Source organism: Phycisphaerales bacterium (assembly GCA_040217175.1).
Classification (GTDB): Bacteria; Planctomycetota; Phycisphaerae; order Phycisphaerales; family UBA1924; genus JAHCJI01.
In genome coordinates this window covers 1,244,225-1,267,170 of sequence record JAVJNT010000002.1, presented here as the reverse complement: position 1 = coordinate 1,267,170, position 22,946 = coordinate 1,244,225, and the positions used below count along the sequence as shown (strand labels likewise).

21 protein-coding genes are annotated in these 22,946 nt (G+C 68.8%); 11 read left to right on the top strand and 10 right to left on the bottom strand.

The window, feature by feature from the left end:
- Window positions 1-162: 162 nt before the first annotated feature.
- From RIA68_12635 to RIA68_12625, 3 genes are all read left to right on the top strand, one after another.
- The gene (locus RIA68_12635) at window positions 163-1,179 is read left to right on the top strand and encodes a GC-type dockerin domain-anchored protein (protein ID MEQ8318289.1); all 1,017 of its coding nucleotides are present in this window, start codon (window positions 163-165) and stop codon (window positions 1,177-1,179) included.
- A gap of 110 nt (window positions 1,180-1,289) precedes the next feature.
- Window positions 1,290-1,901 (top strand): sigma-70 family RNA polymerase sigma factor, encoded by a 612-nt coding sequence (locus RIA68_12630; protein MEQ8318288.1) that lies wholly within the window; start codon window positions 1,290-1,292, stop codon window positions 1,899-1,901.
- Entirely contained in the window at window positions 1,898-2,593 is a 696-nt protein-coding gene (locus tag RIA68_12625; protein MEQ8318287.1) for a hypothetical protein, read from the top strand. Before RIA68_12630 ends, RIA68_12625 begins: the two co-directional genes overlap by 4 nt.
- Window positions 2,594-2,596: 3 nt before the next feature.
- Here RIA68_12625 and RIA68_12620 read toward each other — a convergent pair whose 3' ends face one another.
- The 3 genes from RIA68_12620 to RIA68_12610 form a co-directional block, all read right to left on the bottom strand.
- Window positions 2,597-3,469 (bottom strand): GC-type dockerin domain-anchored protein, encoded by an 873-nt coding sequence (locus RIA68_12620; GenBank protein ID MEQ8318286.1) that lies wholly within the window; start codon window positions 3,467-3,469, stop codon window positions 2,597-2,599.
- 99 nt (window positions 3,470-3,568) lie between these two features.
- Window positions 3,569-4,264, bottom strand: a complete 696-nt coding sequence (locus tag RIA68_12615; protein MEQ8318285.1) for a GC-type dockerin domain-anchored protein — start codon at window positions 4,262-4,264, stop codon at window positions 3,569-3,571.
- A gap of 14 nt (window positions 4,265-4,278) precedes the next feature.
- Window positions 4,279-5,694 (bottom strand): GC-type dockerin domain-anchored protein, encoded by a 1,416-nt coding sequence (locus RIA68_12610; protein ID MEQ8318284.1) that lies wholly within the window; start codon window positions 5,692-5,694, stop codon window positions 4,279-4,281.
- A gap of 78 nt (window positions 5,695-5,772) precedes the next feature.
- On the opposite strand from RIA68_12610, the gene trpS reads away from it, so the two are divergent.
- Window positions 5,773-6,873 (top strand): tryptophan--tRNA ligase, encoded by a 1,101-nt coding sequence (trpS, locus tag RIA68_12605; protein MEQ8318283.1) that lies wholly within the window; start codon window positions 5,773-5,775, stop codon window positions 6,871-6,873.
- A 4-nt stretch (window positions 6,874-6,877) separates the two neighbouring features.
- Here trpS and RIA68_12600 read toward each other — a convergent pair whose 3' ends face one another.
- Window positions 6,878-8,074: a VCBS repeat-containing protein gene (locus tag RIA68_12600; protein ID MEQ8318282.1), complete on the bottom strand. Its 1,197-nt coding sequence runs from the start codon at window positions 8,072-8,074 to the stop codon at window positions 6,878-6,880.
- Window positions 8,075-8,313: 239 nt separating this feature from the next.
- Between RIA68_12600 and miaA the strand changes: the two genes are divergently transcribed.
- Window positions 8,314-9,300 carry a tRNA (adenosine(37)-N6)-dimethylallyltransferase MiaA gene (miaA, locus tag RIA68_12595; protein MEQ8318281.1) on the top strand — a complete coding sequence of 329 codons (987 nt, stop codon included), beginning with the start codon at window positions 8,314-8,316 and terminating at the stop codon, window positions 9,298-9,300.
- A gap of 192 nt (window positions 9,301-9,492) precedes the next feature.
- Entirely contained in the window at window positions 9,493-12,330 is a 2,838-nt protein-coding gene (locus RIA68_12590) for a DNA topoisomerase (protein MEQ8318280.1), read from the top strand.
- A 15-nt stretch (window positions 12,331-12,345) separates the two neighbouring features.
- Here the strand turns inward: RIA68_12590 and RIA68_12585 are convergent, their stop codons facing one another.
- Genes RIA68_12585 through RIA68_12570 form a run of 4 tightly spaced genes read right to left on the bottom strand, consistent with a single transcriptional unit; the run spans window position 12,346 to window position 15,771 of the window.
- Window positions 12,346-12,834 carry a cupin domain-containing protein gene (locus tag RIA68_12585; GenBank protein MEQ8318279.1) on the bottom strand — a complete coding sequence of 163 codons (489 nt, stop codon included), beginning with the start codon at window positions 12,832-12,834 and terminating at the stop codon, window positions 12,346-12,348.
- Window positions 12,835-12,860: 26 nt separating this feature from the next.
- Window positions 12,861-13,793, bottom strand: a complete 933-nt coding sequence (locus RIA68_12580) for a DUF5996 family protein (GenBank protein ID MEQ8318278.1) — start codon at window positions 13,791-13,793, stop codon at window positions 12,861-12,863.
- A gap of 37 nt (window positions 13,794-13,830) precedes the next feature.
- Window positions 13,831-15,225 carry an excinuclease ABC subunit UvrC gene (locus RIA68_12575; protein MEQ8318277.1) on the bottom strand — a complete coding sequence of 465 codons (1,395 nt, stop codon included), beginning with the start codon at window positions 15,223-15,225 and terminating at the stop codon, window positions 13,831-13,833.
- A 27-nt stretch (window positions 15,226-15,252) separates the two neighbouring features.
- Window positions 15,253-15,771, bottom strand: a complete 519-nt coding sequence (locus RIA68_12570; GenBank protein MEQ8318276.1) for a hypothetical protein — start codon at window positions 15,769-15,771, stop codon at window positions 15,253-15,255.
- A gap of 100 nt (window positions 15,772-15,871) precedes the next feature.
- Between RIA68_12570 and RIA68_12565 the strand changes: the two genes are divergently transcribed.
- Window positions 15,872-16,732, top strand: coding sequence for a hypothetical protein (locus RIA68_12565; protein ID MEQ8318275.1), 861 nt, complete (start codon window positions 15,872-15,874; stop codon window positions 16,730-16,732).
- 15 nt (window positions 16,733-16,747) lie between these two features.
- On the opposite strand, the gene RIA68_12560 is transcribed toward RIA68_12565, so the two are convergent.
- Window positions 16,748-17,743 (bottom strand): prepilin-type N-terminal cleavage/methylation domain-containing protein, encoded by a 996-nt coding sequence (locus tag RIA68_12560; protein ID MEQ8318274.1) that lies wholly within the window; start codon window positions 17,741-17,743, stop codon window positions 16,748-16,750.
- A gap of 174 nt (window positions 17,744-17,917) precedes the next feature.
- Here RIA68_12560 and RIA68_12555 point away from each other — a divergent pair, with 174 nt between their 5' ends.
- The 4 genes from RIA68_12555 to RIA68_12540 all read left to right on the top strand — a co-directional run bounded on the left by RIA68_12555 (window position 17,918) and on the right by RIA68_12540 (window position 22,025).
- Complete coding sequence (locus tag RIA68_12555; protein MEQ8318273.1) at window positions 17,918-18,871, top strand: ABC transporter substrate-binding protein; 954 nt, start codon at window positions 17,918-17,920, stop codon at window positions 18,869-18,871.
- Window positions 18,868-19,917, top strand: a complete 1,050-nt coding sequence (locus RIA68_12550; protein MEQ8318272.1) for an iron ABC transporter permease — start codon at window positions 18,868-18,870, stop codon at window positions 19,915-19,917. Before RIA68_12555 ends, RIA68_12550 begins: the two co-directional genes overlap by 4 nt.
- Window positions 19,914-20,774, top strand: coding sequence for an ABC transporter ATP-binding protein (locus RIA68_12545; GenBank protein MEQ8318271.1), 861 nt, complete (start codon window positions 19,914-19,916; stop codon window positions 20,772-20,774). Before RIA68_12550 ends, RIA68_12545 begins: the two co-directional genes overlap by 4 nt.
- A 96-nt stretch (window positions 20,775-20,870) precedes the next feature.
- On the top strand, window positions 20,871-22,025 hold the full coding sequence (locus RIA68_12540) for a hypothetical protein (GenBank protein ID MEQ8318270.1): 1,155 nt from the start codon (window positions 20,871-20,873) through the stop codon (window positions 22,023-22,025).
- A gap of 6 nt (window positions 22,026-22,031) precedes the next feature.
- On the opposite strand, the gene RIA68_12535 is transcribed toward RIA68_12540, so the two are convergent.
- Window positions 22,032-22,895 (bottom strand): S24 family peptidase, encoded by an 864-nt coding sequence (locus tag RIA68_12535; protein MEQ8318269.1) that lies wholly within the window; start codon window positions 22,893-22,895, stop codon window positions 22,032-22,034.
- Window positions 22,896-22,946 lie beyond the last annotated feature (51 nt).

Sequence of the window (22,946 nt, the reverse complement as noted above, 5' to 3'; positions counted from 1 at the left end):
TGAAGCCTGTTATCGCGCTCGGCAACTCCCCGCGCCGCACTCGAATTCTCCTGGATGAACCGCGATCGACGCTGGCTCGCACGCTGCGACGGTTATCGTTTCCTCAACGCTACTCGGGGGACAAACCACGAGTCCCGCCCCGCGGGAGAGAGGACACGCCTGATGCGCGCCATTACCGCTATCACCGCCGTCGCCGGCATGGCCACCGCCGCCAGCGCCCAGTTCACCACCGGCATCACCAAGCCCGTCTTCGGCGAGAACCAGCCCGAGGCCTTCTTCAACGAGGGCGACACCAACACCTTCTTGTTCGACATCGAGACCGACCTCGGCGTTCCCGCGACCGCCCCGGGCTTCACCGGGCTGGCCGGTGACGACGCCAACCGCCGCTTCTTTGCGACCGTCCGCAACGGGCCCAACGACGACGTCTACGAGTTCTCGTACGACGATCTGCTCAACCCCACCAAGCTCGTCGAGACCCAGGACGCCATGGGCGGCGACGTCTCCATCGACGGGCTGGCGTTTGACAGCACCACGGGCACGCTCTACGGCACGCGTACGCTCGGCAGCGCGGGCCAGCCCGAAGGCTTGTTCGCCATCGACCTGACCACCGGCGTGCTCACCCTCGTGCTCGACTACCAGGACACCGGCAGCTCTTTCGCGATCGGCGGCATCGACTTCAATGACGACGACGGCCTGATCTACCTGGCCGACGACGACGACACCGGCGGCCGCTGGATCTACAGCGTCGACCCGAGTAACCCCACCGGCCTGACCGAGGTCGTGCGGTTCCCCGACGGCGTGACCGACGTCGACGGCCTGGCCGCGGGCGGCGGCGAGGTATTCCTGCTCACCGACAACGCCGACGCCAACGGCGGGGTGCACCACATCTACGACCTGGCCACCGGCACCTTCAGCACGGCCGACTCGCCCTACCCCGCGCCGGCGGGCACGCCGCTGGCGCCGAACCCCACGGGCGGCGCCGCGTACACCCCCAGCCTGCTCGACGTGGGCGGCTGCCTCCCGGACATCGACGGCGATGGCGAGCTCACGCTCTTCGACTTCCTCGCGTTCCAGAACCTGTTCGACGCGGGCGACCTCGCCGCCGATTTCGACGGCGACGGCAGCCTGACGCTCTTCGACTTCCTTGCGTTCCAGAACGCCTTTGACGCGGGCTGCTAACCCGCCGTCCGATACCCGCCACACGACCGCCCGAACGGGCGGTTTTTTGTTGCGCGGTCGCTCACAGAACGCAACGCGAGCGGTGCCGGTGCACCTTTGAAGCAATACGCATGACCCTCATGACCCACAGCCCGGCAGTACGGTTCGAGCGTTTACGATCCGCGGGAGGACCACGAGCGATCGGCACCAGCACCCGGCAAGCCGCACCGACCGACGCCACGAGCACGCCGCTCGACCGCGGAGAGTTTGCGCGCCTGCTGGAAGGGGCCAGGCCCGCCCTGCTCCTCGTGGCCGCCGCCGAGGTCGGCCGCGCCGGCGCCGACGACGCCGTCCAGCAGGCCGCCATCACGGCCCTGGCCTCGCTCGACCGGTTCGAGCCGGGCACCGACTTCCGAGCCTGGATGGCGACCATCACCCGCAATGCCGCTCGGAACATGCGGCGGAGCGACCAGGCCCGCGGCCGGCGAGAGCGGCGCCTCCGCCTCGTGCCCAGCTTCCGGCGAGACGACGCTCGCAACGCCTTGGAGGACCACCGCGACTTGATCAACGCCCTCGAACAGCTCTCGACCGCACACCGCGAGTGCCTGCTGCTCCGCATCGTGGGCGAGCACGAGTACGCCGAGATCGGCACGATCCTCGGCATCCCGCCCGCCACGGCGCGCAGCCACGTCTACCGGGCGCGGACGCAGCTCCTCGAGCGTCTGACGGAGGACACGCGATGATCTCCGCACACGAGCTCGAACGACTGATCGCCTACGCCGAGGGAGATCTCTCGCCCGACGAGCGCCGCGCCGTCGAGGCCGAGCTGCGCGAGCGTCCTGATATGGCCCGCGCTCTCGAGCAGCTCGACAGCGACGCGCAGGCCGTCCGCGTCCACTTCGACTTTCGGACCGCCGAGGCCCGGCGGTGGAGTCCCGTGCGCCTCGGCGCGCTGGCCGCGGGCATCGCGCTGATCATCTCCATGTCGGCCTACCTGCTGTACACGCCCGTGCCCACGGTGCAGCTCTCCCACGCCCGCGGCGTGCTCGAGGGCTCGTTCCAGCCCGACGTCGTCTGCGACACGCCCGAGAAATTCCGTCAGTACGGCCTCGACGTCTTCGGCGTGCCGCTCACGGCCGACTTCGCGAAGGCGACCACGAGCAACGTCTCGCTGATCGGATGGACCGCCTATGAGGGCCGCTACGGCGAGCAGACCGACGTCGGCGACTCGCCCATCCGCGTGCTGCTGGCGCGAGCACCCGGCGGCGAACGCATCATCGTCGTCTTCCGCCCGCCCGGCACGCTGCGCTTCCTCAGCGAGCACACGCGCGGCTACACGGGCCACAACTCGACCATCGGCGGCCTGGTCGTCGACGAGATCAGCACGCTCGATCGCCCGGTCGTCCTGCCGCTGCTGGGCGCCGAAGGCCAGTAGCGGCTACGGGCACCCGGCGTCGAACGCGTTCTGGAACGCGAGAAAGTCGAAGATCGTCAGCTCGCCGTCGCCGTCGAAGTCGGCCGCGAGATCGCCCGCGTCGAAGAGGTTCTGGAACGCGAGGAAGTCGAACACCGTGAGTTCGCCGTCGCCGTCGAGGTCGGCCCGGCATGCGTCGGGCTCGAACAAGATCGCCTCGACGAAGTAGCTGGCGGCCGCCAGGCTGTCCTGCACCTCTTCGAAGCCATTCGTGCGGTCGCTGGCCGTCGCGTCGATCGCCAACTCGTAGCGCCCGGCGTCGAGGTCGATCTCGATGGGCGCGACCGGCCGCAGCAGCAGCCGCGTGCCGAGGTCGTCCAGCACGGCCTCGACCTGGACCTCGACCTCGAACGTGTCGGTGTTCACCAGGCGGATCGACGCGGTCGCATCGCCCGGCCGATCGCGCGAGACCTCGCCGTCGAAGGCGCGATCAACGAGCAGCTCGAAGTCCTCGATCAGCAGGGTCGACCCCGCGCGAACCGTGAAGGCAAGCTCGTAGAGGCTGGTAGCCGACGCGTCGCCCAGCCCCTGGATGAAGAGCTGCGCCACGGCCGAGCCCGACGCCTCGATCGCGTCGCCATCCGGGCGTGGCGCGTACAGGCTCGCCTGCGCGGCCTCGCTGCGGTTGGACGCGAAGGGCGGGATGACCGCCCGGGCCGAGGCGGTCTCGTCGAACGCGCCGGCCTCCATCGACGACGCCGAGCCGCTGTCGCGCACGGGGTCGTCGAACACCAGCGAGAGAGCGTCGGCCTCGACCACCCGGCGGATCTCGCGATCCTGGGCGAAGGCCGTCGAAACCGAGCCGAGCATCACAACCATGAGCACTACAAGCCGCATCACGCACCTCCGGAGAGCATGATACTGCAGGCGGCCTCGGATCCTGTCAGGATCTCGCGAAGAAAGGGCAGGCGAACCTGGTCCGAGATGACGAAGCGCCTACGGGCAACCCGCCATAAACGCGTTCTGGAACGCGAGAAAGTCGAAGATCGTCAGCTCGCCGTCGCCGTCGAAATCGGCCGCGAGATCACCCGCGTCGAAGAGGTTCTGGAACGCGAGGAAGTCGAACACCGTGAGCTCGCCGTCGCCGTCGAGGTCGGCTTCGCACGGGACGATCCAGAATTCCGCGAAAGCTTCTGCGATCTCGTCGAGCCGCGATTCCCTGAAGTGACAATGCGAGCAGCAATCGGGATAGGCGAAGTAGTGTGCCGTGCGCGTGGCCATGACGATCCGCTGGGGATCATCGACTTCGGGCGCCACGAACGCGCCCTCCCAGAACGGCATCGGATTCGTCGGGTCGGCCACGATATCCGCGAGGCCTTGTATCTGAAATGCGACGATGTCGCGGACGCCCGCCGCATCGATGGTGCCGGGGTGCACCGCAAGGAAATCCATCGGCGGCAGCACGCGCCGCGCCCCGATCGAGGGCGCATGGACCGAGACCATCAGGTCCGTGATGACCGTCGAGATCGCACAGTCGCGCGATCCGTCGAAGTGCGCCAGCAGCCGGATCGTCGCCGTCTCGCCCGGCCGCACTGACTCGGGCTCGACCGTGATCTCCAGCCGATACGCCGACTGGGCCACGGCGGCAGCCGACATCATGCCGACGACGATCGCTCCCAAGCCCCGCTTCATCGCGCACCCTCCCATCAGCATCCCCGCACGAAGTCGATCTGGAACACCAGGAAATCGATCACGGTCAGCGCACCATCGCCGTCGAAGTCTGCCCTCAGGTCGCCGGCCTGGAACAGGTTCGCGAACGTGAAGAAATCGAACACCGTCGTCTCGCCGTCGCCGTCGAGGTCGACCGGGCAGTTGCACGCCGCTTCATCGAGGTCGAACGCGTGCACGGCCCCGGTCTCGACGTAGCCGGTCTGCTGGGTCCGCGCGGTGACGAACGCCCAGCGATCGCCCATGGCGACCGGCCCGCCGTAGTGGCCCGTGGGCCCGAGCAAGGGCCGTAGGTCTGCGACCTGCGCCCATCGTCCCCGCCCGTCGCGTTCGAAGTAGGTAGCCCAGCCCGAGGTCGTCGGTCCCTCGCGACCGGTCATGCCCACCACGGCCCGACCGTCCCGGTAGGCCACGGCCGCGCCGAAGGAGTCGCCCTCTTGGGGCTGCTCGGAGGTGAAGTCGTCTACGTACTGCCACCGATCGTCGGCCAGCGCGAACTCGTACACCGCACCCTGGCCGATGAACGCCCGCTCGGTGCCGTAGGCACCAACCAACAGCGTGCGCCCGTCGCTGGCGAGCGCGTTGCCGAAGAACGCGGCCAGGCCGGGGTCCGGCGGATACAGCTTCTCGATGAACTCGAATTCGACGCCGGTGCGCCGGAAGACGTACACCGCCCCGACGCGGTCGCCGGCCAGTCCGTCGAGAAGCGCTCCCACGAACAACCAGCCGTTCACGAGCTCCATGGTGGCCCCGAAGTATTCGCCCCCGCCCATCGATGCGTCGGGGGCGGTAATGCGCTGGCGATTCGTCCAGCCGGCCCCGGTCTCCTCGAAGACGTAGACGACCGGATAGTCTGACACGACGGCCAGCGACCCCTCGACCTCGACCTGGCCGCCGAAGGCGCTCGGATAGTTCGGCTCGGACGGCTCGATGACGCCCGACTGGGTCCACCGCTCGCCGTCGAAGTCGAAGACGAACGCCGCCCCGGTCTGGTCGCCCGCAACGCTCGCCCTGGTGGCCCCCACGATCATGCGATCGGACTCGACGGCCACGTCGACGCCGAAGTTCCCCGAGCCCCCGGGCGCGTCCGCTCGGATCTCCGCCTCGACCACCCAGCCCCCGGCCGACGCGTCGAACGTCCATGCGGTCACGCCGCCCAGGATGCACGTGCCGGGCGGCATGCCCGGGCACGTTCCCCTGGCCCGGAAGTCACCCACGAGAAGGCCACCGCGGTGCAGGGCGAGGCTCGAACCGAACTTGGTGCGTTCGCTCAGCACCGGCGGAAGCAGCTCCTGCGAGTAGCACTGGGCCAGGGCCGGGCCCGCGGCGGCCACCGCCAACAACACGCCTGCCAGCCACTGGAACCAGGTATTCCGATATCTCCGCTCGCCCATGCGTGAGTTGTACCCCAAGCCGCCCGGCTTTCCAAGGTCATTTCCGGCCGTCGGCCAGGCCCACTACCCTGCCCTCCCATGGCCAACCCCACCACCAAGCCCCCTTCCAAGCCCCGCATCCTCACCGGCGACACGCCCACCGGCCAGCTCCACCTGGGCCACCTCGTGGGCAGCCTCGAGAGCCGCGTTGCGCTGCAGGACGAGTACGACTGCTTCTTCCTCATCGCCAACATGCACGCGTACACCACGCGGGCCGACAAGCCCGAGGGCATCCGCGAGAGCACGCTGGAGATCGTCAAGGACTGGCTGGCCGTCGGCATGGACCCCAATCGCAGCACGTTCGTGTTGCAGACCGAGACGCCGGCCATCGCCGAGCTGACCTGGTTCTTTGCAATGCTCTTGCCCTTCAACCGCGTGATGAAGAACCCGACGCTCAAGACCGAGATCAAGGACAAGGACCTGGGCGATACGTACAGCTTCGGCTTTCCGATGTACGCCGTCGGCCAGTGCGCGGACATCCTCGCGTTCCGGCCGCAGCTCGTACCCGTGGGCGAGGACCAGGTGGCCCACATCGAGATGTGCCGCGAGGCCGCGCGCCGGTTCAACCAGGTCTACTGCGGCGTCGACCCGCACGCCGAAGACAGCGAGCACGAGTCGCTCGGCGGCGTGTTCCCCATCCCCGCCGCGAAGGTCGGCCGCATCGGCCGCCTCGTCGGCACCGACGGCACCCAGAAGATGTCCAAGAGCCTCAACAACGCCATCTTCCTGACGGACACCTTCAAGCAGATCAAGAAGAAGATGGGCCAGCTCTACACCGGCCGCCAGACCATGGACGAGCCCGGCGACATCGACAATGCCCTGTTCGAGTACGTCCGCGCCTTCATCCGCGACGAAACCAGAGTGAAGGAGCTCGAAACCAAGTACGCCGCCGGCGACAACATCGGCGACGGCCACATCAAGGTCGAGGTCGCCGAGGCAATTGATGAACTCATCGCACCCATTCGGGAGAAGCGAGCCGAGCTCGCGGGCGAAACTGGCGACAAGGTGGTCCTTGAAATCCTCCGCGAGCACGCGGCCAAGGCCAACACGGTGGCGGAGGACACGCTGGCACGAGCGAAGGCGGCGATGAAGCTGGACTTCTTCGGGCGCGAGCTCGGCTTCCCGCAAACGCAGAAGTAGCTCGCTACGGACAACCCGCCGCAAACGCGTTCTGGAACGCGAGGAAGTCGAAGATCGTCAGCGATCCGTCGCCGTCGAAGTCGGCCCGGCACGCGGGCGTCTTCGCGGCCGGGCAGTCGTTCCGCAGCACGTCCCACGGCTCATCGACGATGCCCGTCGCGCCGATAAAGTCGATCGCGCCGTCGCCGTTGAAGTCGCCGCCGGCCGTGCGGTAGTACGGCGCGCCGGTCTCGATCAACTCCACGGCGTCGAAGGTGCCGTCGCCCCGGCCGCGCACCAGCCCCAGGCCCGACACGGTCGTCCCGCTCAGAAGCAGGTCGACCGCGCCGTCGCCGTCGTAGTCGCCGATGATGGGCGTGAGCTCGGCGTTGGCGAAGGGGTATTGCGTCGGCGTGCCAAAGGTTCCATCGCCGGCGTTGAGCATCACCTGAGCGCCGTCCTCGGCCAGCACCAGGTCCAGGTCGCCGTCGCCGTCAAGGTCCACAGGCTGGACGTAGGCGAAGTTCGTGTCGGCCGCGTCGTACTGGACGAAGGCGCCGAAGCCGCCGCCGCCGTCGCCCATCGCCACCGCCAGGCGCGGCGCGATAAGCTGCGCTGCGATCAGGTCGGCGTCGCCATCGGTGTCGACGTCGGCCAGCGTGAGCTGGATCGTGTCCCAAGGCAGCACTCGCGGAGCACCGGGCGTGAACGCGCCCGCGCCGTCGTTGGTGAGTAGCACGTACTGGGCGTCGAGCACCAGCGAAACGGCCAGGTCCGCGTCGCCGTCGCCGTCCACGTCGGCGGCGGCCAAGCCAGCCGCGGCTCCCGCGAGCATGAATTCCCCTGCAAGCTCGAAGTCCGCATCGCCGCCGTTACGGAGCACGACGACCGTGCCGTTCTCCAGGCTCGCCGCCAAGTCGGCATCCCCATCACCGTCCCAGTCGCCGGCGACAAGCTGCCATCCTCTGTCGGCCAGCGGCAAGGCAATGACAGGCTCGAAGTTTCCTTCGCCGTCGTTGCGGAGCACCTGTAGACCTGCGGCGCTCGTGGCCGAGGCGACGTCCAGATCACCATCGCCGTCGAGATCGGCCACCGCGACGGCGCCGAACCTATCGAAGGCAGTCGGGCTCGCGACCATGCGGACGAACAGCGATCGTGCATCGCACGGTTGGGCGGCCGCGTGGGTGTAGAGAAGCAGGCCCAACACCGCCGGGGCGAGCAACGAAGCGGAGCGTATCGACGAGGATTTCATGACAAGGTCCCTTCAAGCCTCCAGCGCGAACGATTCTCGGATGCAGGTACAGCGGGACGGCTCATGCTAACCGCCCCACGGTAGATCTTGCGCCGATTCTTCTTCGATGCCCATCCTCGTCCGCAATCTGGGCAAGCCGCGGCGTTATAGGTCCGACCATCTGCGACACGCCGTACGGATGCCGGCCCGGTCGTACACTCTTGGCTGTCGTGACCGCGCGCCCCCTCATCCCCGTCATCGCCGGCCCGACCGCCGGCGGCAAGACGGACCTCGCCATCGCGTGCGCGAAGCTCGCCGAGGCTCAGGGGCACGTCGCTGCGGGCGGCGCGCAGGTCATCTCCGCCGACGCGTTCCAGGTCTATCGCGGGCTCGACGTCGCCAGCGCCAAGCCATCGATGGACGAGCGCGAGGGCGTGCCGCACCACCTGATCGACGTCGTCGAGCCGAGCGAGCCGTTCACGGTCGCGCAGTGGCTGCAACTCGCTACTACGAAGATCGAGGAGATCGAGGCAGAGGGCGGCTGGCCCATCGTCGTCGGCGGCACGCACTTGTACATCAAGGCACTCATCGACGGCCTCTTCGAGGGCCCGCCCGCCGACGAAGCGCTGCGCGAGCAACTCCGCGCGATGCCCGCCGCCGATCGCCGGGCCGAGCTCGAACGCGTCGACCCAAAGGCCGCCGCACGCATCCACCCCGCCGACGAGCGGCGGACCATCCGGGCGCTGGAGGTCTTCCGCCTCACCGGCACGCCCATCAGCGACCTCCAGCGACAGTGGGACAGCGGCAGCAATCCCCTCGCCGATCGGCTACTGCTGGTGACGCTCCATTGGGAGACCGAGGCCATCAACGGCCGCATCAACGCGAGGGTGAAGGGGATGGTCGAGGCCGGCCTCGTCGAGGAGACCCGCCGGCTGCTGGAGGCCGGCGCCCTCGGCCCGCAGGCCGCGCAGGCGCTGGGCACCAAGCAGATCGCCGAGTTCCTCGCCGCCGATCGTCAATCCGGATTTTCCCTGGACGACGCCATCGAGCGGATCAAGATCGAGACCCGTCGATTCGCCAAGAACCAGCGAACCTGGCTCCGCCGGCTGGCCGCCAGCCCCGGAGATCGGCCGCGTCGGATGTCCATCCATCCCGACCGACAGCCGACGGCTGAAGCGTCGCAAAGCATTGTCAATACTTGTTTTATGGCCAATTGACAACCTTCTACCAACAATCTGCCAACAGTCCGCCCGTAGAAAGTCGCAGAATATCGGCAGTCCCCGGACCGTTTGTCGGCCGATGGAAAGACCCGGCACGGCCCGTTCCCGCCCTGGCGCTTGACAACGCCGCGGCGGGCTCCTTCCGTGTCGAGCGACCGTCCGACCCGTGGGGAAACTACCCACTTTCTCTTGAGCGACCCACGAATGGCGAAGAAGACCTCCAAGAAGAAGACGACCAAGAAGACCTCAAAGAAGGTCTCGAAGAAGACGGCGAGCCGGTCGGCGGGCGCTGGGCGCGGTCGCACCAGCCGGGGCACCGGCTACAAGGCCGGAGCCGCCAAGGGCAAGGACCTGGTCATCGTCGAGAGCCCCAGCAAGGCCAAGACCATCAACAAGTACCTGGGCGACGACTACGTCGTGCTCGCGTCGGTCGGCCACGTGCGAGACCTGCCCGAGAAGGCCGACAAGGGCGACAAGAGCCCCGTGCCCGGCGTCAACATCGAGAAGCGCTTCACGCCGACCTATCGCGTGCTGAACGGCAAGGAAGCCGTGATGCGCGAGCTCAAGCGGGCCGCGAAGGACGCCACGAGCGAAGGCGGCCACGTCTGGTTCGCGACCGACCTCGACCGCGAGGGCGAGGCCATCGCCTGGCACCTCGCTCAGGAGATCGGCATCGACGCCGAGGCCGCCAAGCGCGTGGTATTCGCCGCCATCACGAAGGCCGAGATCGCCAAGGCCTTCAACAACCCGCACCCGATCGACGTCGACAAGGTCAACGCCCAGCAGGCCCGCCGCATCCTCGACCGCATCGTGGGCTATCAGGTCTCGCCCCTCTTATGGAAGAAGGTCACGCGGGGCCTGAGCGCGGGCCGCGTGCAGAGCGTGGCGGTGCGATTGGTCGTCGAGCGCGAGCGTGAGATTCGCGTGTTCGTGCCCGACGAGAGCTGGAGCATCACCGCCAGCTTCGCCGGCACGCACGACGCCGCCCGTTCCCTCGCGCCGCAGTGGGCCAAGCTGCTTGCCGAGCGCGACGAGAAGGGCAACCCGCCCTCGCTCAAGGCCCAAAATGCGTGGCTGGCCAAGCACGACGGCCTGCGGGCCGAGCTGGTCGAGGTCAACGGCGAGAAGTTTGAGATCCTCCAGAAGGGCAAGCTCGATCCCGGTGCCACCGCCGCGGTCAGCGCCGAGAAGTTCCAGCAGGCCGACACGTGTGACATCACGCCGAGCGTCGTCGCCATGCTCGAGCAGGCGGGGCTGACCGACGTCAAGACGCACGTGACCGAGGACGAGGGCGGCCGTGGCCCCGCACGCTGGCTGCGCACCATTACCGGCACGCCCGACCCGAGCATGCCGTGGAGCGTGCGCTCGATCGAGACCAAGCGCACCACCAGCCGCCCGCCGCCGCCCTTCATCACGTCGACCTTGCAGCAGGCCGCCAGCACGCGGCTCGGCTTCGGCGCTCGACGCACCATGAGCGCCGCGCAGGGCTTGTACGAGGGCGTCAACATCCCCGGCGAGGGGCCCGTCGGCCTCATCACCTACATGCGTACGGACAGCACGCACATCGCCGGCGAAGCGCTCAACATGGCGCGCGAGCACATCAAGAAGACCTACGGCGACGACTACCTGCCCGAGAAGCCCAACTTCTTCGGCAGCAGCAACAAGAGCGCGCAGGAGGCCCACGAGGCAATCCGCCCCACCAACGTGGCCTACACGCCCGACCGCGTTCGCAAGAGCCTGAAGCCCGACCAGGCCCGGCTGTACGAGATCATCTGGCAGCGCTTCGTCGCCTGCCAGATGAGCCACGCGCAGTGGGACGCGACGACCATCCTCCTTGATGGCGGCAAATCTGACACGCTCACCTTCAAGGCCACCGGCCGCGTGCTCGTGTTCGACGGCTTCTACAAGGTCGCCGGCGTGCCGACCGCCAGCGACGAGGCGACCCTGCCCACGATCAAGGAGCAGGATACGCTGCACGCCTTCGGCGTCGATCCGCGCCAACGCTTCACCAGCCCGCCCGCCCGCTACACCGAGGCGAGCCTCATCAAGACGCTCGAGAGCGAGGGCATCGGCCGCCCCAGCACCTACGCCAGCATCGTGCAAACCATCCAGGACCGCAAGTACGTCGAGCAGCGCGAGCGCCGCTTCTACGCGACCGACCTGGGCGAGGTCGTCACCGACAAGCTGATCGAGGCCTTCCCGCGCATCATGGACCTGGGCTATACGCGCGAGATGGAGGCCGACCTGGACAAGATCGAGGACGAGCACCTCGACTGGATCGACATGCTCGAACGCTTCTACGGCCCCTTCAAGGAAAACCTCGAGCACGCGCTCGAGAACCTGCAGCACGCCAAGGCCGAGGTGCAGCCCAGCGACTACCTCTGCCCGCGCGACGGCGCCGAGCTCGTCTACCGCTTCGGCAAGAACGGCCGGTTCCTGAGCTGCAGCAACTATCCCGATTGCACATACGCGTGCCCGGTCGACAGCCACGGCCGCCCACGCCCGATCGAGTACGTCGACGTCCGCTGCCCGCGCACGGGTCGGCCCATGGTCCATCGCACGGGCCGCTTCGGCCCGTTCATCGCAACCGACCTGGCCGAAGGCGAGAGCCCCGAGGACGGGCTGATCCTGAACATCGACAAGAAGGGCCACGTCGTGGCGCCGTCGGTTCCGCCACTCGAGACCGAGCTGCCCTGCCCCACGTGCGAGGCGCCGCTCAACCTGCGTAGCGGTGCGCGAGGCCCGTGGCTGAGCTGCAGCCGCTTCCCCAAGTGTCGCGGTCGCGGCAAGTGGAGCGAACTCGACGAGAAGAAGCAGGCCGAGCTCGAGCGCAATCTCGAGGCCCACGAGCGCGCCAACCCCACGCCCATCATCGAGCGCCTCGACGGCACCCCGCTGACCGACGCCAAGGGCAAGCCCCTGGAGAACGCGCCGACCATCTCGCAGCTCATCCTCGACGAGATGCCCGCCGACGCCGTGAGCACGCACGAGCGCCCGGTGCCCAAGGAACACGCGAAGTCGGCGTGAGCGCGACGGTCCGGATCAGTCGTGCCGCATCAACGCCGGCGGCTCGAGGAACGACACGCCCCAATGCTCCCCAAGCTCGCTCAGGCCCTCACGCGTGAGCCTGCCGCTCTTTGCGAGCTTCTCCATCGCCTCGAAAAAGCCCATGAACCGGCCGGGCGTCACGATGATGGCCGTGCGACCCACGCCGCGATCGCCGGCGGCCGTGCACCGAAACCCGTGGGCAACCTCACCCGGCACGAACAGCACGTCGCCCGCGCTCGCGTCGATCGTGCCGTCCCGAGTGAAGAAGCGGAACGCGCCCTCGAGCACGAAGAACGTCTCGTCGAACGTGTGGTGCGCGTGAAACGGCGGTCCGCCGCCGACGGGGGTATCGCCGACGATGACGCCGTGCGAGCCGCCGGTCATGCCGGCGTTCACTGCGATGCCGGCGCGCGTCCCGCCCGCGTGTCCTTCGCCGAGTTCTTGATCGGCCCTCACGATCTGTACGTCGCGTGGTTGGTCCATGCGCTGTCTCGCTTCCTCTTGATACGTCAGTCTCGCGCATCGCCCGGCAGGTCGCACTCGAGTTCGGTGCGATCCCACTTCGCGAGGTCGGCCGCCGCCACATAGGTGCTCTCAAGAAACGCCATGAGCGCCGCGTCCGGATCCGGTGACCCGCAAACCGACGCGTACGGCAGCACGAACTCGCCCAGCTCGTTCGACCACGCTGCCGCGTCCGGCCGCACCGCTGCCTTCTCGAAACCGTCGGGCTTCGGATACGCGTACGAGTAGAACACCGCGTCGGCGTCGTCGTTTCCGGGCCAGAAGCCCGCACTGCTCACCTCGTGCGAGTACGCCTCACGAGCAACCCAATCCGGGAAGTTCGGCACGCCCCCGGGGTGCGGCGGGGCCGTCCGCCCCGAGAACCGCGTGACGGCGAGATCGAAGCTGCCCCAGAAGAAGTGCACCGGGCTGCACTTGCCGTTGAACCCAGCGCGGAACCGCTTGAACACGCGGTCCATCTGCACCAGCGCCCGCCAGAATCGCTCGACCGCCGCCGCGTCGTACGGCCGCTCCTGTGTGTCCTGCTCGAAGGGCGTCGCGTCGGCGATCTCGCTTGGCGTGGTGTAGATCTCGACGCCGAGGCCGAGGCTCTCGAACGCTTCCATCACCGAGCGATAGAACCCAGCAACCGTACCGGACCCGAGGCCAACGCGGCGCACCTGGCCCTCGATCGTCTCGATCACCAGGTCGTGGTCGACGAAGTCGAACCTCATCTCGAACGACCTGGAGCCCTTTGACATGATCGAAGTCGTCAGCCCGCGGGCGCTCACGTAGAGCGGCACGTGCCACGAGTGGTTCGTCCACGGCGTCAGCTCGAGCCGGACCTTGCCGGCCACCTGCGTGTAGAGGTGCAGGGCCTTGGCCGTCTCGGCCCACGAGCCGTAGGTGATTTCGGGCCACGGCGACGCGTTGCTGCTCATGCTGCTCCCTCTCGGCTGCGGGCGAGCACCGAGGCACTCACTCGCCAACGACCTTCTTGCGACGCAAGATATGGTGATAGTGCCGCGCAAACCGGTGGGCTTCGTCGCGCACCTGCTGGCACAGGCGCAGCCCGAAGTTTTCTCGCCCGAGCCGGATCGGCGCCTCGCGCTCCTGGACGTGGATCAACTCTTCCTTCTTCGCGAGCGAGATCACCATGGGCGCCGGCACGTCCATGTCCCGCAGGGCTTCCATCGCCGCGTGGAGCTGGCCGAGCCCGCCGTCGATCAGGATCACGTCCGGGTATAGCTCGTGGCCCGCACCCGCCTCGCGGTATCGGCGCGAAACCACCTCGCGGATCGACGCGTAGTCGTCGTTGCCCGTGCCCTTGATCTTGTAGCGCCGGTACTCGCTCTTGAACGGCCGGCCGTCGACGAAGCACACCTTGCTAGCGACCGTCTCGTTGCCACCCAGGTGCGCGATGTCGAATCCCTCGACCACCCTGGGCGGCTCGTCGAGCCCCAGCGTCCGCTGCAAGCTGCGCATCCCCTTCTCGGGCTCGACGTAGCCGATCTCGGTCTCGGGCTGCCACCCGTCACGCTTGCTCGAGCGCTCCTCGAGCTTCTCGATGGCGGCGATCTGGTCGCGCAGCTCGGCCGCCCGCTCGAATTCGAGCGCGGTGCTGGCCTCCTCCATCTCTCGCCGAAGCTCCACGAGCATCTTGCTCCGCTTGCTGCCCATGAAGCGCACGAATCGATCGACCTGCTCGCCGTATGCCGTCAGCGTCACCTTGTCGGCGCAGGGAGCCGTGCACTGGCCGATGCTGTACAGGAGGCACGGGCGGAAGTACTTGTTCTTCGGATCGCCCTCGGCGATGTCCAGCTTGCAATCTCGGAACTTGAACACCCGCTGGGCAACCTGCACCGCCTCGCGCAGCGCGCCCGCGTTCACGAAGGGCCCGAAGACCTTGGCGCCCTTCATGTACTCGGGCGTGCTGCCGTCGGGCCGCACGCCGGCGGGGTTCCGCGTCACGAACACACGCGGAAAGTCCTCGCGCTGCGTGACGACCAGGTACGGGAAGGTCTTGTCGTCGGTCAGCCGGACGTTGAACCGCGGGCGGATGTCCTTGATCAGCCGGTTCTCGGTCAGCAACGCCTCGAACTCGGTCTCGCACTCGATGAACTCGAAATCCTGCACGACGTCGAGCATCGGGCCCTTGGCCGGCCCCAGGTCGGCGCTGGGAACGAAGTAGCTCGCCACGCGGTCGGGCAACTTGCGGGCCTTGCCCACGTACACAACGACGTCCTTGGCGTCCTTCATGAGGTACACGCCCGGCACCTGCGGCAGCGAGCGCGCGCGCTTCAGCAGCCGGGCGAGTCGCTCGGCCCGGCCTTCGCCCTCCGTCGCACCGTTGTTCGTGGGCTCGTCGCTCAACCGAGCATTGTACGACGACCGTTCGGGCTACCCGCCCGGTCGCTGGCCGCGCATGCTGGATTCCCGCTGATCAGAACGTGCCGCGTCGGCCTCGGCCGCCATCGCACGCTCCTGCCCCTGGCGCTGCACCATCGCCGCGGGGTTCAGCGTGCCCTCGCGCTCGGCCTGCGCCCGCTCGGCCGCCGACCGGAGCTGCGCATCGCGCTCCAGGTCCGCCGAGGTCAGGCCCGTGCCGCGGAACATCCCCAGCCCATACACGAGCACGAGGACCGTAACCAGCACCAGCCCCGCCCCGGCGCCGAACGCGCCGAAGACGAGCTTCGGGCTCATCGAGCCGCCCTGCATCTCCTCGCGCCAGGCCGAGACGCGCTCGCCCAGCCGCTCGCGCAGGCCCGGACCATCATGCTGCCGCTGGAATCGCTCGAACAGCCCGCCGGTCGCCATGCGGTTGTGCAGCCGCCGCCGGGCCTCGCCGCCCGCGTTGAGCGCATCGTCGATCTTGCGACCAACGCCCGCGAAGCTGTCCTCGAACTCACGCCTGCTCATCGGGCCCTCCAGCACGCCGTGCGCTTCCATTGTATCGGAAACCGCCGGAGAACGGACCACCATTCGCACGCCCGAAAACGCTGCGAACGTAGACTCGCCGATGTACTCGGTCGGGAGCGAGCACGAAGGCCACATGCCCAGCGGCCTCACCTGCCTGCACTGCCGCTACGACCTGGGCGGCCTCGACTGGGGCCACCGCTGTCCCGAGTGCGGCTTTCCGGCTCCTACTTCCTGGCCCACCCCTTCGCTCATCGAGGCGCACCCCGCGTTCATCGCCCACCTGCACGGCCGCTTCCGCGATCTCTGGCACGTCGACGCCTGCATCGCCGCGAGTTCCCTGCTGACCGCTTCGGCGGTTACGCGCTCGATGCTGCTCCCACACAGCCAATGGAACGGCATCGCCCTGCTTCTGGGTGCGATCTTCCTGTTCACCGGCGGCCTCTACGGCTGCATCGCCCTGGCTCGCCTGTCAACGGCGCACCGGAACGCACGGAAGGACCTCGACCTGCCGCACCGGCGGGCCATCCTCTGGTCCTTCGTGCTCACGGTCGCGCCATTCGGCGTGCTGGTGCTGGCCGTCTTCTTCGCGTTCGTGGTGCTCTCGGGCATCTGGTGCATCATCGTGCCAACGCTACTGACCTCGGCCATCGCCGTCATCTGCCTGCTCGTGAACACCGGCGAACACGCCTCGACAACCATCGAACGCACGGGCAACAGCCCGCGGTGGACCCGGACCGAGCGCACGACGGGCTTCGTCACCGCATGCTGGCCCATCGCCATCCTGTTCTTCTGGGCCTACCTCGGCGGCGCAGGCGTGTTCGTCGCGATCCTGGTGTTCGTCGCCCTGCTCTGCTTCACCCACGGCCTCCGCATGCGCCACGCGCAGAAGTTCGTGCTCTGCACGCTCCGCGATCGCCGCGACCAACTGTCCGCCGCCGCGGCCGGCCCGGCGACGAACTAGCGGACCGCGTCATACCTACTTGGGAAGGTCAACCCCCCGCATCCCCCCGTTCGTCGCCCAGAAGTACAGCGGATGCTCGCCGTCGGTCGTCGCCACGCCGCCCAGGGGGTCGCGCCCCGACGGCACGCGGCTGGGGTACAGCGGCATGAGGTCGCTCGGCTGGATGCGTCCGCCCGGCAGGAACTCGTCGTTGGCCGCCGCCGCATCGCCCACCTTGCGCATGTCGGCCTGGCGCACGCCGCCGTCGCCCGTCGCCACGTGCGGCCGCGCCTCTGGGTTGCACCAGCTCGGCGCCATCTTCTGCCGCGTCGCGCTCCTGCCGTTCACCGCCACGCGGTTGTTGCGTGCAAAGTCGGCGCGCTCCCACAGCAAGACCTTGTCGGCCGGCTGGGCCATGCTCGCGACCGACATCGGCGCCAACGCACTCGGCCCCATCGCCGCGCGCGAGCCCGCGCCGAACCGGCTGGGCGCGCTCCACATCGTCGGGCTCATGTAATAGCTCGACGGGTAGAGGTACAGGCCGTCCCGGCTGTCCTGCAACGATCGGTACTGCGCGAGCTGGTCGAGCGCGAGGCGGTCGGCCGGCGAGAACTGCACCTCCGTGTCGCGCCCGCCCTGCGAGTTCCAATCGCTGAGCCACGAGTACCAGTACACGCCGAAGAATTCCGTGCTCCACTGCGGTGCCGAGGGCACCTCGAAATTCCACAGCGGCTGGTCCTTGCTCGGGTGCAGCGCGTCGCTCCACACCGAACCCGGCACGCGGCGCTTGCGGGCATCGGTTTCGGGGTTGAAGGGCGTGGGGAAGAACCGCTGCTCGTGCTCGTACAGCATCGTGAGCTGCGACAGGCTCCGCAGGTTGGCCACGCCCACCGTCGACCGCGCGGTCAGCCGGGCCCCGGCCAGAGCGGGGATCAGGATGCCCATGAGCACCCCGATGATGGAAATCACCACCAGCAGCTCGATCAGCGTGAAGCCGTGTGCCGCCCAGCCGTGCGCCCTGCCCGAAGCCATCCGGCCCCCTTCGCCATCCCGTGCCCGATCGCGACCCCACACCGTACTACGCCCTGCCAGGACCAGAGTTGCATGCCGATTCCCCGCCGGAGCGGCCGATCGCTATTGAGACTGCGTCTCAACACGATACCATCCCACCAGGAACCCTCCAGACCCCCAGGAGCCGATTCGCCCATGCCCAGCCGAGCCGTCCCGATCGCGTGTTGCGCCGCCCTCTCTCTGGCCGTCCTGACGGCGTGCGAGGACCAGGCGCCGGCCCCGGAGTCGATTCCCACCGAAGCTTCCAAGACCACCACGTGGCTGGCCCCGATCGATGATGCCGAGGCGACCGAAACACCCCGCGTGGCCGCCCTGCTCCCCTTCGCGGCCGACCAACTCATCGCCCTGGGCGTGCAGCCCGTGCTGGTGCCCACGCTGCCGGGTGGCCAACCCGAGGCCTGGCAGGGCATCGAGGCCGGCGCCCTCGACCACTCGGTGGGCCCCAACGTCGAGCAGGTCATCGCCGCCGACGCCGACGTGGTCATCATGAGCGCCGTGTACACGCAGTTCGTCCCGCAGATCGAAGAGACGACCGACGCCCGTGTCATCACCATGGACGCCGACACGCTCGAAGACGTCTCGACCCACACGCGCACCATCGGCGAACTCGTCGGCAAGCCCGATCAGGCCGACGCATGGATCGCCGACTTCGACGCGAAGCTTGCCGCAACCACGCCCATCGAGTCGGCCGGCGACCCCGTCAGCGTGTTGGCGGTGTTCGGGACGCCGCAGGCCTTCTATGCCTTCCTGCCCGACAGCTACCTGGGCGACCTGGTCGAGACGGCCGGCGGGCGGCTGATCACCAGCGACCTGCCCGCCCATCGCTTCTATCGCGGCCTGGCGCCGCTGAGCATGGAAGCCGTCGTGCAAAAGGACCCCGACGTCATCCTGGTCGTCTTCCACGGCCCCGAACGTGCGGCCCGCGCGATGTTCGATCGCGACCCGCTGTGGGGGCAACTGACCGCCATCAAGGACGACAACATCGCCTTCCTGGGCGAAGACCTCTTCGCCATGCGGTCCGGTTCGCAGGCAGTTGCCGCCCTGGAAGACGTCCGCACCGCCATCGAGAACGCCACGCCCGCCCCATGACCACCCTGGCGGCCGGCCAACCCGCTGCCGTCGCCCCCGCCACGCGCCCTGCGTGGCGTCGCTATGCCACGCCCGCCGCCGTGGTGCTTGTCCTGCTCGTGGGCATGGCGCTCTCGCTCGCGCTCGGGGCCGTGCGCATCCCGCTGGCCGAAGTCCTCGCGACGCTCACCGGTGCGGGCGAGGGCACGACCCAGACCATCGTGATGAACGCCCGCCTGCCGCGCGCCCTGGTAGCCCTGCTGGCCGGTGCCAACCTCGCCGTCGCGGGCGTGCTGCTCCAGGGCGTCACGCGCAACCCGCTGGCCGACCCGGGCATCATCGGCGTGACCGCCGGCGCGGGCGTCAGCGCCACCGTCGTGCTCGCCGCGTTCCCCCAGGCCGCGCACGCGCTGCCGCTCGCGGCGTTCCTGGGCGCGATGGCCTCGGCCGTGTTCGTCTACGCCGTGAGCTGGACGCCCGGCGGCGCGGGCAAGGGCGGCACCAGCCCCGTGCGCATGGTGCTCGCGGGCGTCGCCGTCAACGCCATCCTCGGCGCCGTCATCGGCGTGCTCATCACCGCGTTTGCCGACCGCATCCCCGCCGTCATGTTCTGGACCGCCGGCTCGTTCAACGGCCGCGGCTGGAGCCACCTGTGGATGGTGCTGCCCTACTCGGTGGTCGGCCTGACGCTGGCGTTCTTCCTGCGCTCGCGCGTCCGCATCCTCGAATTGGGCGACGACACCGCATCGACCATGGGCATCTCCGTCGAACGCACCCGCCTGCTCGCCTTCGCTGCGGCCGCCCTGCTCGCCGGCTCGGCCGCCAGCGTCGCGGGCCTCGTGGGCTTCGTCGGCCTGGTCGTGCCGCACCTGGTTCGCCTGGCGATGGGCACCAACCGCTTCATCGTGCCCGTCAGCGCCTTCGCGGGCGGCGCCCTCCTGCTGTGGGCCGACCTCGCCGCACGCACCGTGCTCGCGCCCAGCGAGCTGCCGGTGGGCGTCGTCACCGGCCTGGTCGGCGGGCCCTACTTCATCTTCCTCCTCTATAAGTCCGGGTGGCTGCGATGACGCTCCGAGCGCACAACCTCGCCGTCGACCTACCACCTCGCCGCGTGCTCGCGGGCGTCGACCTGACCATCGAGCCGGGCGAGATGGTCGCGATCGTGGGCCCGAACGGCTCGGGCAAGTCCACGCTGCTGCGCACCCTTGCGGGCCTGCTCCGCCCGGCCTCGGGCAGCATCACGCTCGACGCCAAGCCCCTGCACCGGTACGCCAAGCGCACGCTCGCGCGCCGCCGCGGCTTGCTCGCACAGTCGGCCGACCTCCCACAGCTCACGACCGTGCGCGAGCACGTAGCCATGGGCCGCCACGCGCACGCCAGCGCGCTCGCATCGCTCTTCCGAGCCAGCGACCAGGCGGCGCACGAGGCCGCGATCGACACCGCTATGCAACGCTGCGGCGTAGCGCACCTGGCCGACCGAAGGATGGAGACCCTCTCCGGCGGCGAACGCCAGCGCGTGCGCCTGGCCACCACGCTCGCCCAGGAGCCCGCCTACCTCCTGCTCGACGAGCCGCTCACGGGACTGGACATCGAGCACCAGCTCTCGCTGCTCGACCTGCTCCGCCGGCTCAACGAGGAGACGGGCGTCACGGTCGTCTGCGTCATCCACGAGCTCGGCCTGGCGCTGCGTCACTTCCCGCGCATCCTGGCGATCCACGACGGCGGCATCGCCGCCGACGGCCCGGGCCGCGACGTCCTGACCACCCCCACCCTGCGCACCGTCTTCGGCGTCGACGGCTGCGCCTGCTTCGACCTGCCCGACCACCCGGTCGTGGTATGCAAGAGCCCGGGAGATTGCGCCTCCGGCCGCGAACTGCCGCGAGTTGTCACGCCGAGCCTCGATCGCCGAGCCATTGCCCGATAACGCTCGAGTGTCATCAGGGGCGCACGTGTTGCGCTCGCGATGATCCGTTGGCAAATCGGACTCAAGACGCGCCCCCGCACGTTCGATAACCGGGGTATGGCACCCCAGAAAAGCAACCAGGCCGTCGCTCGGACCGAGAACTCGGGAGAGGACCAGACCGCGTCCTGCCCCGTCAGCAGCGGCCGCCAGCCGTTCAAGCTGTCGGCCCTGCATCCCCGGGCGGGCAAGGCCTCGGCCGCGGGCATCGCCCCGAACCTGATGGGCGAGATGGCCGGCCTGTTCGAAGGCAGCCTCACCAGCGGCTATGGGCCGCAGATCGGCATGGTGCCGACCGTCAAGCCCAAGGCGGATGATCGCCCCGACCGGCCCGCCAAGCCCGCCAAGCCCGCCCAGAAGCGCCGCAGCAAGGCCGCCACCGAAGCCAAGCCCAAGCCGGCCCCACGCCGCATGTCCGCCGAGGAGGCGAGGGCGTACCTCATGGGCTCCGAGGCGCCCGCCGGCCCGAACGCCGAGCCGCGCCCGATGCGCACGCCGCCCATCCCCCAAAACATCCGCGAGCTGCGCGTGCCGGGCTTCACGAACGTCTACGAGCTGCTGCCCGAAGAACCGAGGCTGTTCGCCCTCGAGTCGGTCTACGGCCGCTGGGACGGCAAGATCCTCGTGCTCGATTCGGCGCCCACGCACGTGCAGGTCGTCAAGACCCGGCTCGGGCGCAAGACGCTGCGCCCCTACTGCCAGCACGAAACGCCCGCGACGTACGGGCTGGCGCGCCTCGCATTCCCGCTCGCCAGCCGGGGCGTGCTCGCGGGGACCTGCTACGGCCCGCTACTCGTCAACGACAACGGCCGCGACGAGCTGAAGCGCCAGCGCGACGAGCTGCGAAGGGCAATGGCGCCCACGCTGCGTTTCGTCATCAAGAACATGCCCAACCTGAAGGCCGTCGTGTGCTTGGGCGTCACCGCGTACGACTTCGTGCTGCACGCGATGACCAGCAAGCCCTTGCGGCCCGGCTCGCTGCCGCGTTGGCCCGAGGAATTCGACGCCACCGAGCCCGTGCGTCCCATCTTTGGCGGGCCGACGGTGTTCCTGACGTGTCGCACCTCGCCCGACGCCATCCACCGCCGCGGCGGAGAGACCAGGGCCGCCGCCGACTGGCAGGCCGTCGCCGATCATCTGACCCACCAGGAGCGCCCTCGTGCGCTGAAGAGCATCGGTCGCGCGAAGGCGTCGATGCCCAATCACGCGGCCTGAGACGCACTACTCGCCCACCCTTCGCGTCACGCTCACCGCCGGATACAACCCCACCACCTTCTCCCGCGGCTCGACGCGCGCCTTATGCCTCGGATTAAGCGGCTGCAGGCGGATGAGCTCCTCGCCGTTGGTCCCGCGCTCGAAGTAGATGCGTTTGAAAGTCGTCTCGCTGTCGGGCTCGGCCAGACGCGCGAAGCAGTCCATGCCGTCGCGCACCTCGCGCCCGGGGCTGAAGATCACCACGTCGCCCTCGACGTACCGCGGCTCCATGCTGTCGCCCGTGACGCGCGCGGCGAACGCGTCGGGATCGCCCAGCTCGGGCGCCGCGACGTAGCTGTCGGCCACGCGGGCGGGGTAGCCCAGGTCGGTGAACTCCGCCGCCTGCCCCGCCGGAACCAGGTTGATGAGCGGAACGGCCCCGGGCAGCAACGCTTCGACGCGCTCGCCCTCGCCGCTCTTGTCGCCCTGGGGTGCGATGCGGTCCACGAGTCGCGCCAGCACGCCGCTCTCGAACGCGCGGTCGAGCCCGCCCGGGCCGGCGCGGCGGAGCAGTGCCGCGAGTTGCTGGGCTGCCTCTCCCTGTTCGCGACGTTCGACGAGCTCTTCCCGTACCTTGGCTGGGGTGCTGTTCATCGCGACGGTCTCGCCGAGCGAGCCCGCCTCGAGTTCGAGCGCCCGTTCCAGGCCCGCAAGCATGCGCTCCGTCGGAACGCCGCGCTTGCCCCGCTCCAGCAGCGAGAGATAGCCCTTGGTACAGCCGGCATCCTCGGCAGCCTCGCGCAAACTCAGCCCGAGCCGCATCCGTCGATCTCGGAGGAGCTTTCCGAAGTCGGTCGGATCCCTCGCCGGTCCCTTGCTGCTCTCGGGCATCCTGAAACCCCTTCTCCCAGTCGCTCACAACTGGTTTCCGCGAAATCTCGA